At 68.7% G+C, this 12,339-nt stretch carries 8 protein-coding genes; 6 read left to right on the top strand and 2 right to left on the bottom strand.

What is annotated here, in order from left to right; translation table 11 throughout:
* Positions 1-2: 2 nt before the first annotated feature.
* Entirely contained in the window at positions 3-791 is a 789-nt protein-coding gene (locus QNM97_RS10930; RefSeq protein ID WP_283822739.1) for an SDR family oxidoreductase, read from the bottom strand.
* A gap of 57 nt (positions 792-848) precedes the next feature.
* On the opposite strand from QNM97_RS10930, the gene QNM97_RS10925 reads away from it, so the two are divergent.
* Positions 849-2,381, top strand: a complete 1,533-nt coding sequence (locus tag QNM97_RS10925; protein WP_283822738.1) for a flavin-containing monooxygenase — start codon at positions 849-851, stop codon at positions 2,379-2,381.
* Here QNM97_RS10925 and cobG read toward each other — a convergent pair.
* Positions 2,366-3,559: a precorrin-3B synthase gene (cobG, locus tag QNM97_RS10920; RefSeq protein ID WP_283822737.1), complete on the bottom strand. Its 1,194-nt coding sequence runs from the start codon at positions 3,557-3,559 to the stop codon at positions 2,366-2,368. The two genes, QNM97_RS10925 and cobG, sit on opposite strands and share 16 nt — an antisense overlap.
* Before the next feature lie 203 nt (positions 3,560-3,762).
* Between cobG and cobN the strand changes: the two genes are divergently transcribed.
* The 5 genes from cobN (at position 3,763) to QNM97_RS10895 (ending at position 12,297) form a co-directional block, all read left to right on the top strand.
* A complete protein-coding gene (cobN, locus tag QNM97_RS10915) occupies positions 3,763-7,410 on the top strand; it encodes a cobaltochelatase subunit CobN (RefSeq protein WP_283822736.1) in 3,648 nt (1,215 codons plus the stop codon).
* Between the two features lie 104 nt (positions 7,411-7,514).
* Positions 7,515-8,021 (top strand): FxsA family protein, encoded by a 507-nt coding sequence (locus QNM97_RS10910; RefSeq protein ID WP_283822735.1) that lies wholly within the window; start codon positions 7,515-7,517, stop codon positions 8,019-8,021.
* 88 nt (positions 8,022-8,109) lie between these two features.
* Entirely contained in the window at positions 8,110-9,738 is a 1,629-nt protein-coding gene (locus QNM97_RS10905; protein WP_283822734.1) for an amidohydrolase, read from the top strand.
* Positions 9,735-11,510, top strand: coding sequence for an apolipoprotein N-acyltransferase (gene lnt / locus QNM97_RS10900; RefSeq protein ID WP_283822733.1), 1,776 nt, complete (start codon positions 9,735-9,737; stop codon positions 11,508-11,510). The genes QNM97_RS10905 and lnt overlap by 4 nt, the downstream gene beginning before the upstream one ends.
* Entirely contained in the window at positions 11,497-12,297 is an 801-nt protein-coding gene (locus tag QNM97_RS10895) for a polyprenol monophosphomannose synthase (RefSeq protein WP_208791243.1), read from the top strand. Before lnt ends, QNM97_RS10895 begins: the two co-directional genes overlap by 14 nt.
* Positions 12,298-12,339: the final 42 nt, after the last annotated feature.

Genomic DNA, 12,339 nt, shown 5'->3' with positions numbered 1-12,339 from the left:
GGTCAGCGCTTGCTGCGCTGGCCGTCGCTGATGGCGGCGACCAGCCGGTCGCCGTGGGTGAGGCGGGCGAACACCGCGGAGGTGGCCGGTGCGAGTCCACCGAGCGTCGTGGCCAGCCGCAGCGGCAGGGGCGCCACCGTGGTCTCGAGCCGGTCGCGTTCGATGGCACGGATCGTGGCGGCGCCCACGGCGGCAGCGGTGACCGTGCCCGCCCGCGGCAGTCGCACCCGGGAATCGGCGATCATGCCGGCGTCACGCACCGGTCCGGGATAGATCGATGACACGCCGATCCCGTGGGGCCGCAGATCCTCCCGCAACGCCAACGCGAACCCGCGAAGACCGAATTTCGTCGCGTTGTAGAGAGACGTGTTCGACGATGCCGATTTCCCCGAAAGCGACGACATGAACACGAGGTGGCCGCGTCCACGCGGAATCATTTGCATTGCAGCAGCTTTGGCCATGAGAATCGGCGCCCTGAGGTTGACCTCGAGAGCGCGATCGATCTCGGCCGTCGCGTATTCCAGGACGGGCCCCGACGCCGGCAGTCCTGCGTTGGCCACCAGGATGTCGACGCGACCGGCTTGTGTAACCACCTCGGCGGGAGCTTCCGGTTCGGACAGGTCGGCGGTGATCACCCTGCCGCCCAGTCGATCTGCGAGCTCGGCGAGCGCATCGGAGCGCCGGCCCGTGAGGGTCAGCCGGGCCCCGCGGCGGGCCAGAGCGATCGCCAGGAATTCGCCGATCCCGCCGGAGGCGCCGGTGAGGAGTACGTGCGCATTCGAGACGTCCATGTCGACCAGAGTAGGCAGCCCGATACGCGAGCCGTCAACTCCCACAGGAAGGTAGCCATGAATTCCGCGGACCAACAGTCACCAGAGCAGGGGTATTCACCGGAGCCGGGACACCAACTCCACGACGTGATCATCGTCGGTGCAGGATTCGGCGGCATCGGTGCCGCGATCGCCCTCAAACGCCTCGGTTACGAGAACTTCGTGATCCTCGAACGCGAGGACGACCTCGGCGGCACCTGGCATGTGAATCGATATCCCGGTCTGGCCGTGGATGTTCCGTCGCCCACGTTCTCGTTCTGGTTCGAGCCGAACCCCAACTGGTCACGGTTGTACGCGCCGGGAACAGAACTCAAGCAGTACGCGGTCGACGTCGCCGAGAAGTACGACGTCCGCCGGCACATGCGATTCGGTGTTTCGGTGGACGGCGCGCGGTGGGATGCCGAGACCAACACCTGGCGTGTCGCCCTTGCCGGCGGGGACTCGATGACGACGCGATTCCTGATGTGTGCCACTGGTTTCCTGTCCCAGCCCGCCACCCCCGACATCCCCGGTATCGACACCTTCACCGGGCGGGTGGTGTATGCGTCACGGTGGGATACCGACTACGATTTCGCCGGCAAGAGGGCCGCGGTCATCGGGACCGGATCGACTGCGGTACAACTGATCCCGGAGATCGCCGATCTCACCGAGGAGCTGACGGTCTATCAGCGCACACCGATGTGGGTGATGCCCAAACTCGACGCCCCCATTCCCGCGCCGGTGCGCGCTCTGTTCCGGCGGCTCCCGGCCAGTCAACGGGCGGTGCGATGGGTCACCGATGTGACCCAGGAGATGGCCATGCTGATCGCGATGTGGCGGTTCCGGCGATTCCGTCGCGTCAACGACGCCGTCAAACGGATAGCCGCGCTCTTCCGGTATCTGCAGGTGCGCGATCCACAGATGCGTCGCGACCTCACACCCGCCTACGACTACGGCTGCAAGCGCCCGACGGTATCCAACGACTACTACCGCACGCTCGCACGCGAGGACGTGAACCTCGACACCACCGGCATCGACCACATCGTGCCCAACGGTATCGTCACCGCCGACGGCCGTACCCGTGAGATCGACGTCCTGATCCTCGCCACCGGTTTCGACGTGTGGGAGAAGAACCTCCCGGCGATCGAGGTGATCGGACGCGACGGCCGCAATCTCGGAAAGTGGTGGCGGGAAACCGCATTCGCCGCATACGAGGGTCTGACGATGCCGTTCTTCCCGAACTTCCTGAACTCCGCCGGCCCGTACTCGTGGGTGGGTTTGTCCTGGTTCACCACGGTCGAATGCCAGATGCGGCACATCGCGCGGCTCTTCGGGGAGGTCCGACGCCGGGATGCGGTGTCCTTCGAGGTCCGTGAAGAGGCCAACGAGAAGTTCCTCGACGACATGACCACCCGGATCGCCGATTCGGTGTTCGCCCTTGGCAACTGCACGCGGTCACGCTCGTACTGGTTCAACGCCAAGGGGGAGACCCCGTTGTTTCGGCCGACCTCTGTCGCCGAGGCGGTGCGTGCGCAGGACACGTTTCCGCTCGAGGACTACCTGTTCTCCTGAACCCGGTGCGTGTGATATCCGTCGGGGCCCGCCTGGACTCGTAGATGTGACTCGGTGGGGGAGCCGCATCCGCGCTCGCACCCGACCCAGTGCTCGCGGTTGGTCACCGGCTCACCGACCGCGACCCGGTTCGCGAGATCGGTACGCACCGGCGCGTGTGAATTGGCGCATCCCGGGGCCCCGGCACACGAGCTGACCCGCACCCATGGTGAGGCGGCGTCGAAGATCAGGCCCATCGGCGCGAGGACGCGGACGACGGTTTCGGCGATCGGCTCGGTCAGATCGCAGAGGAGGATTTCCCGATCGGTGGTGATCGTGATCGGAGCCCCGACGACAGCCAGGAACTCGGCGAGCCGCGACGGGAGACGACCAAGCTCGACGACGGCACCGAGCAGTACCCGGCCGTCGTCCTGCTCGAACCATCCGACGACCGGCTCCGGCGCCGGGGCATTTGCCCACGTCTGGTCGCCGGGTGGTCCGAGGCGACGCCGTGCCGCATCGATCACCGACACGCGCGTGGCGGCGTCGAGGTCACGGATGCGCCAGCGGCGCGGTGCCGTCACCGCCGCCATGGCACGCGCGACGTCGAGCAGCGCAGGCGCGACAGCCGCGATCGTATCGACCGAACCGGCCACCTCACCGTCGACCACGATGTCGGCCGCCCCGGTCTCCGCCGGATGCCGCAGGACGGCACACACATCGGGCCGGTGACGGACCACATCACCGCGTCCGTCGTCCACCCCGAACAGGAACCTGCCCGAGAGACCGTCGAGACCATCGGCACGACGCAGTTCGGCATCGAGCGCCGCGGCGATCGGCGACGCATCGGCGTGGCCCCCGATCCGGCCGGTCAGGGGGCTCACCACGATGTTGCGGATCTTCTCCCGGCCGCCGATGTCGTCACCCCCGACCCCGTCGGGTACCAGACCGGCCGCGGTCAGTGCGTCCGCGACGGCCTCGACGTCGCTGATCCCGCGTAACTGGATGTTGGCGCGCGCCGTCAGCTCGAGGTAGCCGTCACCGTGTTCGGCACTGACCTCGGCCAGGGTCTGCAGCTGTGCGGAGGTGAGCACTCCGCCGGGCAGTCGGATCCTCGCGAGCGCACCGTCGGCGGCCGGGTGCGGAGTGAACACACCGGGACACCGGTCGTCGGCGCTGCGCTCGCGGGGTTCGGTCACGGGATCCAGCGTAGACGCGGGTGTGGGCCGCCCACGGCGCCTGCACTAGGCTCCAACCACACGTCCAGTGCGTCAGAAGCCGGTGCGATTCCGGCGCGGTCGCGCCACTGTGTCGGGGGTGTCCACGGATACGCCCGGAGTCAGACCTGTCGCTGGGCACCCCGACCACACGACCGGGCGCGCCACCCCGGTGAGGAGTTCTCATGATCCTGTTGCTGTCGACCTCCGACACCGACCTCATCACCGCCCATGCCGGTACCGCCGACTACGCGATCGCCAATCCGTCGCGGCTGCTGGTCGATGACATCGCCGATCTCGTTGCACCGGCGGACATCGTCGTCGTACGAATCCTCGGTGGGCGCCGCGCATGGGAGGACGGGCTGGAGGCGGTTCTGGACGCCGGTCGCCCGGTCGTCGTCCTGTCCGGCGAGCAGCAGCCCGACCCCGATCTGATGGCGTGCTCCACCGTGCCCGCCGGAGTCGCCCAGCAGGCCCACAACTACCTCGCGGCGGGAGGTGTGGCCAATCTGGAGAATCTGCACAACTTCCTCTCCGACACGCTGCTGCTCACCGGACTCGGTTTCGATCCGCCCGCGCAGACCCCCGCGTGGGGAATCCTCGATCGCGCCGGCACCGGGCAGGCCGACCCTACACACGACGACTCGTCTCCGACGATCGCTGTGCTCTACTACCGGGCCCAGCATCTGGCCGGTAACACCGCCTACATCGACTCCTTGTGCCGCGCCATCGAGGACACCGGCGCCCGCGCACTGCCGGTGTTCTGCGCGTCGCTGCGCACCGCTCCCGACGACCTCATCGAGCTGCTCGGTACCGCCGACACGCTCGTCGCCACCGTCCTCGCGGCCGGCGGCGCCACCCCGGCCACCGCGTCGGCGGGCGGTGACGACGACGCCTGGAACATCGAACGCCTTGCCGCCCTCGATATCCCGATTCTGCAGGGCTTGTGCCTGACGTCCTCGCGGGCCGACTGGGACGCCAACGACGACGGGCTCTCGCCACTCGATGTGGCCACCCAGGTCGCGGTGCCCGAGTTCGACGGTCGGATCATCACGGTGCCGTTCTCGTTCAAGGAGTTCGACGACAACGGGCTGCCCACCTATCGTCCCGATCCGGAGCGATGCGCACGGGTCGCCGGCATCGCCGCGGCCCATGCCCGGCTGCGCCACACCCCCGCGGCCCGACGTCGTATCGCGTTGATGCTCTCGGCGTATCCGACCAAGCACGCCCGCATCGGCAACGCCGTGGGCCTCGACACCCCGCGCAGTCTGGTGTCGTTGCTGCGGGCGCTGCGCGACGCGGGATACGACATCGGCCCGGAATCCGGCCCGGACGCCATTCCCGGTCTCGCCGAAGACGATTCCGATGCACTGATCCATGCCATCATCGCCGCGGGCGGTCAGGACGCGGACTGGCTGACCGAGGAGTCGTTGGCCGCCAACCCGATTCGGGTGTCCGCGGCGGACTACACCCGCTGGTTCGCGACACTGCCCACCGCGTTGCGTGAGGCCGTGACCACCCACTGGGGGCCGCCGCCGGGGGAGTTGTTCGTCGACCGCTCGACCAATCCCGAGGGTGACATCGTCATCGCCGCACTGGTTTTCGGCAACACGGCGATCATGGTGCAGCCACCGCGCGGATTCGGGGAGAATCCGGTCGCGATCTATCACGACCCGGATCTGCCACCGTCGCACCATTATCTGGCGTCCTACCGCTGGGTCGCCGGGCGGGCGGGGCGGGCGGGCGACATCCCCGGCTTCGGTGCCGACGCGGTGGTGCACATCGGCAAACACGGCAACCTGGAATGGTTGCCCGGCAAGACACTCGGCATGTCCTCGGACTGCGGGACCGACGCCGCCCTCGGCGACCTGCCGCTGGTGTACCCCTTCCTCGTCAACGATCCCGGTGAGGGCACCCAGGCCAAGCGGCGCGCCCACGCGGTGCTCGTCGATCACCTGATCCCGCCGATGGCGCGCGCCGAGTCCTACGGCGACATCGCCCGCCTCGAGCAACTCCTCGACGAGCACGCCAACATCTCCACGCTGGATCCGGCGAAGCTGCCGGCCATCCGCCAGCAGATCTGGACGTTGCTCACCGCGGCGCAGATGCATCAGGATCTCGGGCTGACCGAACGCCCCGACGAAGAGGTCTTCGACGACATGCTCCTGCATGTCGACGGCTGGCTCTGTGAGATCAAGGACGTGCAGATCCGCGACGGACTGCACGTGCTGGGGCAGGCTCCCGCCGACGAGCACGAGGTCGACCTCGTGCTCGCGATGCTGCGGGCCAGACAGTTGTGGGGCGGGACCGCTGCCCTCCCGGGACTGCGTGAGGCGCTGGGCCTGACCGAGGGCAGCGGCGAAGCCGCGCGTATCGAGGTCGACGCCGTCGAACAGCTCGCCCGCGAACTCGTGCAGTCGTGTGCGGCGGGGGACTGGTCGGAACAGACCGTCGCGCAGGTGGCCGTCGGGCATCCCCCCGCGGTCGCCGACATCCTGCGATTCGCGGCCACCGAGGTCGTCCCGCGGCTGCGGCAGACCTCCGGGGAGATCCCGCGCGTGCTGCACGCCCTCGACGGTGGCTTCATCCCGGCCGGACCCAGCGGATCGCCGCTGCGTGGTCTGATCAATGTGTTGCCCACCGGCCGCAATTTCTATTCGGTCGACCCCAAGGCCGTACCGTCGCGTCTGGCGTGGGAGACCGGCCGGGCGATGGCCGATTCCCTGCTCGAGCGCTATCTCGGCGACCACGGCGAGTACCCGGCGTCGGTCGGGCTGTCGGTGTGGGGCACCAGCGCGATGCGCACCTCGGGCGACGACATCGCCGAGGTGCTCGCACTCCTCGGCGTCATGCCCGTCTGGGACGAGGCGTCGCGCCGGGTGTCGGCGCTCGAACTGATCGGCCTGTCCGAACTCGGCCGGCCCCGGATCGACGTGACCGTCCGTATCTCCGGCTTCTTCCGCGACGCGTTCCCCCACGTGGTCACCATGCTCGACGACGCCGTCGCCCTCGCCGCCGACGCCGACGAGCCCGATGACTCCAATTTCGTTGCGGCCCATGCTCGTGCCGCACTGGCCGAGCATGGCGACCGGCGTCGGGCCACCACCCGTATCTTCGGGTCCAAACCGGGGACCTACGGTGCGGGTCTGCTCCAACTGATCGATTCGCGCGACTGGCGCACCGACGACGATCTGGCACGGGTCTACACCGAATGGGGTGGGTACGCCTATGGGCGCGACCTGTCGGGTATCCCGGCGGTCGACGACATGCGCAGCGCGTATCGCCGGATCTCGGTGGCCGCCAAGAACACCGACACCCGTGAGCACGACATCGCCGACTCCGACGACTACTTCCAGTATCACGGCGGCATGGTCGCGACGGTGCGCGCGTTGACGGGACGCTCTCCGGAGGCCTACATCGGCGACTCCACCCGCCCGGACGCCGTGCGCACGCGCACGCTCTCCGAGGAGACGAGCCGCGTGTTCCGGGCGCGCGTGGTGAACCCGCGGTGGATCTCGGCGATGCAGCGCCACGGGTACAAGGGCGCCTTCGAGATGGCGGCCACCGTCGACTATCTCTTCGGCTACGACGCCACCACCGACGTCGTCGCCGACTGGATGTATGAGAAGCTCACCGAGTCCTACGTCCTCGACGAGCACAATCAGAAGTTCATGGCGGAGTCGAACCCGTGGGCGCTGCACGGCATCGCAGAACGTCTCCTCGAGGCCGTCGAGCGCGACATGTGGCACGAGCCCCCGGCGCAGATGCTCGACGACCTCCGAGCGGTGTATCTGCAGACCGAGGGTGACATCGAGGGCCGCGACGAGCAGTAGCGCGGGTTTCTCAGCGTTTTCCCAGAACCGGTGGGCCCGGGTTGCGGAGCAAAACCGGCGTCTCGTTCGTTGAGCGGTATAGACACGCAACGAAAGGCCGACCCATGCGACTCGCGTATGCCCTCCTCTATCTCGCCGTCGAGATCGGCGTGTTCGTGGCGATGACCATGACCCTCGGCTTCGGGTGGGCGGTGCTCATCACCATCGCCGCGGCCGTCGTCGGCTTCCTCATGCTGCGCTGGCAGGGTGCGAAGGTCTTCGGCGAGCTCCGACGCGCCTCCCGCAACGAGGTCGACGCCCGGGCGCCCCTGGCCGACACCGCGATCATGGCCGGATCCTCGATCCTGCTGATCGTTCCCGGGGTTGTCTCGACGCTGGCCGGCATCGTGCTGCTCGCACCGCCCACCCGGCGCCTGGTCCGGCCCGCGGTGACCGCGTTCGGCGCTCGCCGCCTCGTGGTGGCGATGGATCGCGCCGGGATCTACGCGACCTCGGGTTTCCGTCGTGGCACCGTGATCGACGGCACTGTCGTCGATTCGCCTGCTCCCGGCGACCCGGCGCACGCGGGTGCCACCCCGGCCGGCGACCGGCAGCTGCCGCCCGGGCACTGATCACCGACCCGAGCCCCACCGCACCCAAACCCCCCGACCTCAAACCCACCGGCACCTGCCGACCCCACTCAGGGCACACTGGACGATCGTGGCTACCGAACTCATGCTCGGCGGACTGGTCTATTCATCGAGCGTTCTCGACGCGACCGCGCTCGCCGTCACCGACGGCGTCGTGACGTGGGTCGGCACCGACGCCGTGGGGCGAGCCCTGCACCCCGACGCCCGGATCACCGATCTGGCCGGCCGATTCGTCGCGCCCGCCTTCGTCGATTCCCATGTGCATCTGACGTCGACCGGACTCGCCCTGGACGGATTGACGCTGGATGAGGCCACCAGTCGTACCGACTGTCTCGCCCGCCTTGCCGCCGCGACGGCCGGTGCCGACGAGAACGAACTGATCTGGGGGCTCGGGTGGGACGATTCCACCTGGGAGGGCGTCGATCCGGATGACCGCAGGTTTCCCACCACTGCCGAGATCGACGAGGTCGTCGGTCACCGTCCGGTCTATCTCGCGCGCGTGGACGAGCACTCGGCGGTTGCCTCCACCGCGCTGCGCCGGCTGGTCACCGACCTCGACGCCGCCGAGGGGTACGACCCCGATGCACCGCTTGTCGCCCATGCACACCACCTCGTGCGTGCCGCCGCCCGGACACTGGTGACCCCTGCGACCCGCGCCCGGTGGCAGCGCCGCGCACTAGACGCCGCAGCCGCCGCCGGAGTGGTGGCGGTGCACGAGAACAGCGGACCCGAGATCGCCGGACTCGACGATTTCCTCGCCCTGGCCGACCTCGACCACCCGGTCGAGGTGCGCCGCTACTGGGGGCAGGCGGCCGAGGATGCCGAGCATGCCGCCGAGCTACTCTCCATCACCCGCGCCGACGGCCTGGCCGGCGATCTGTTCGTCGATGGGGCTCTCGGCTCACACACTGCGTGGCTGCGCGAGCCCTACACCGACGATCCGGACACCAGCGGCATCAACTATCTCGAGCCCGAGACGATCCGCACCCACATCCACGCCTGCACGCTGGCCGGCGCGCAGGCGGGTTTCCATGTGATCGGCGACGCCGCGACCAAGGCGGTCGTCGCCGCGTTCGCCTCGGTCGCCGACGAACTCGGCACACCGGCTCTGGCACGCTGCGCACATCGGCTCGAACACGTCGAGATGACCGATGCCACCGACGCCGCCGTCCTGGCCCGTTGCGGGGTGATTGCGAGTATGCAGCCACTGTTCGACGCCGAATGGGGCGGACGTGAACGGCTGTATGCCCAGCGGCTCGGGCCCCGCGCCGACAGCCTCAACGATTTCGCAATGCTCGCCAAAGCCGGTGTGGCACTGTCGTTTTCCTCCGACTCACCGGTGACCGCGATCGATCCGTGGGCGACCATCCGCGCCGCGGTGCACCCGCATCGGGCGTCGTCGGCGATCTCTGCGCGCGCGGCGTTCGGCGCGTGCACACGCGGCGCGTGGCGTGCCGGTGGAGTACACGACGGTCTGACCGGCACGCTGGAACCCGGTGCTCGGGCCGACTATGCGGTGTGGGAGGTCGACGACCTCGTGGTCGCCGGCTCGCACGCCGGGGTGCAGCGGTGGTCGACCGATCCGCGGTCGCGAGTACCCGCACTGCCCGACGTCTCACCCGATGCCCGCCTGCCACGATGCGTGCGGACCGTCCGCGCCGGCTCGATCATCCACGACGTCGACGGGGGCGATTGGTGACGCCGGCACCGGGAACCGACGCCGTCCCCGGAACCGACGCCGATGCCGATCGATCCGTCGGCACCGAGCAGTCCCCACCGCGGACGTGGGATCGGCTGCGGGACCGGTGGGCCGCGGCCGCGCCCGCCACCCACCGCCGAACACTGTGGGCGGCGCGCACCGTCCTCGCCGCCCTGGCCGGTCTGGCCATGTTCTCGGCCTTTCCGCCGCGCAACTGGTGGTTCATGGCGGTGGTGTCACTCGGACTGCTCTACGGACTGCTGGGCGAAGGCCGTCCCCGGGCCCGTACCGGAGCCTGGATCGGTTTCGTCTTCGGCCTCGGATTCTTCGTCCCCCTGCTGCCCTGGATCGGTGTGTACGTCGGGCCCCTGCCGTGGCTGGCGCTGGCCGCCGCGCTCGCCGCCTACCTCGCCCTGTTCGGGGTGTGTGCGACGCTGACGATGCGTCTGCCCGTGCCACCGATCTGGTTCGCGCTCTCGTGGGTGCTGATCGAAGGACTACGGTCGTCCTTTCCCTTCGGCGGATTTCCTTGGGGTCGAACCGCATTCAGTCAGGTCGACGGTCCGCTGCTGCCGCTGGCGTCGGTCCTGGGGGCGCCCGGTGTCTCCGGGGCGGTCGCACTGTTCGGCGCGTCCGTGGTCTGGGTGATCCAGCTCGCCGCCCGCCGAGACACCGCCGTCGGCATGGGCCCACGATCCTCTGTCGTCCGTAGCGCCGCACTGGGCATCGTCCTGGCCCTGCTCGCGCCGGTCTCGGCGATCGCGTTGCTGCCCGACACCGTCGACCGCAACGTCGCAAGCGCCTCGGCGCAGGTCGCGGCAGTTCAGGGCAACGTGCCGCGACTCGGGCTCGAGTTCAACGCCCAGCGGCGCGCCGTGCTCGACAACCACGTCCGCGAAACCATGGCGCTCGCCGACGAGATCAACGCCGGCCACATCGAGCAACCCTCGTTCGTCGCCTGGCCCGAGAACGCCTCCGACATCGATCCACTGGCCAATCCCGACGCCGCCGCGGAAATCACCGCGGCCTCCGACGCCGTTGGCGCGCCGATCCTGGTGGGCACGCTGATCGTCGAACCCGACGGCCGTCCGACCAACACCGTGCTGGTCTGGGACGGCAGCCGCGGACCCATCGCCCGCTACGACAAGCACATCATCCAGCCCTTCGGCGAATACCTGCCGTGGCGTCCGTTCTTCCGGATGTTCTCGTCCTACGCCGACATGGCAGGCAACTTCCGTCCGGGCACCGGCCCGTCGGTGTTGACCGTGCCCGGACATTCCGGCGACGTCACCGTCGGGGTCACCACGTGTTGGGAGGTCGCCTTCGACCGGGCGGCACGCGACGCGGTCGATCAGGGCGCCCAGATCCTGTACGTACCCACCAACAACGCCACGTTCGGTCGCACGAACATGACCTACCAGCAACTCGCGATGTCGCAATTCCGGGCGGTCGAGCACGGTCGGGCCGTGATCGTGGCCGCGACCAGCGGAGTCAGCGCACTCATCGAACCGGACGGATCGATGACGTCGGAATCGGACATATTCACCCCGGCGATTCTCGCCGACCGGCTTCCGTTGAGTTCCGCCACGACCATCGCCACCCGTCTGGGAGCATGGCCGGAACGCGTCGCGATGCTCCTCGCGGTGGTGGCGCTTTTGGTCGCGGTGGCAATGCGTACTAGGTTCACTCAGAGATTCACGGCGGTGCGGCCTCACATGGGTGCCGGCGCCGCCCCGGAGAAGTCGGAGGAGTACACCGGTGACGAACAGTGACCGATCGCCTGCCGGTGGTGTCGAGCGACCCACCGTGGTCGGGCCCGACGGCGAGAAAGCGCTGGTCGTCATCCCGACCTTCAACGAGCGCGAGAACCTGCCACTCATCATCGGCCGCCTGCAGACCGCGCTGAGCGCCATCCACGTGCTCGTCGTCGACGACTCCAGCCCCGACGGCACCGGTGAGGTCGCCGACGAGTTGGCCGCCGCCGATGCCGCAGGCCGCATCCACGTCCTGCACCGGGTCGACAAGGACGGACTCGGCAAGGCCTATCTGGCCGGATTCGCCTGGGGTCTCGCGCGCGACTACGAGGTCATCATCGAGATGGATGCCGACGGCAGCCACGCTCCCGAACAACTGCCCGCCCTGCTCGCGGCGATCAACGACGGCGCCGACCTGGTCATCGGCTCGCGCTACGTCAAGGGCGGTGAATTGGTCAACTGGCCGCGGCGACGCGAGATCCTGTCCCGCGGCGCCAACACCTATGCGCGTGTCGCGCTGGGCGCCGGAATCCACGACATCACGGCCGGTTACCGCGCGTATCGCCGCGCGGTGCTGGAAAAGATCAGCCTCGATACCGTCGAATCCGCCGGGTACTGCTTCCAGATCGATCTGGCATGGCGGTCGATCCAGGCGGGCTTCGACGTCCGTGAGGTTCCGATCACCTTCACCGAACGCGAGATCGGTCAGTCGAAGATGAGCGGTGGCGTCATGTCGGAGGCATTCGTCAAGGTGTTCCGCTGGGGTGTGCAGAGTCGGCTCGCCCAACTCGGCATACGGCGCTGACGACGCACCGGCCAGACAACGAGACGGGCGGCCCGGGAGAAA

The sequence above is a fragment of the Gordonia sp. L191 genome, assembly GCF_030077625.1.
GTDB lineage: Bacteria > Actinomycetota > Actinomycetes > Mycobacteriales > Mycobacteriaceae > Gordonia > Gordonia polyisoprenivorans_A.
This window is presented reverse-complemented; position numbering and strand designations above follow the sequence as displayed.

Coding starts and splice junctions, on each gene's coding strand:
- cobN (WP_283822736.1), top strand. CDS start 3,763: ATGATCCTGTTGCTGTCGACCTCCGACACCGACCTCATCACCGCCCAT.
- QNM97_RS10930 (WP_283822739.1), bottom strand. CDS start 791: ATGGACGTCTCGAATGCGCACGTACTCCTCACCGGCGCCTCCGGCGGG.
- QNM97_RS10925 (WP_283822738.1), top strand. CDS start 849: ATGAATTCCGCGGACCAACAGTCACCAGAGCAGGGGTATTCACCGGAG.
- QNM97_RS10910 (WP_283822735.1), top strand. CDS start 7,515: ATGCGACTCGCGTATGCCCTCCTCTATCTCGCCGTCGAGATCGGCGTG.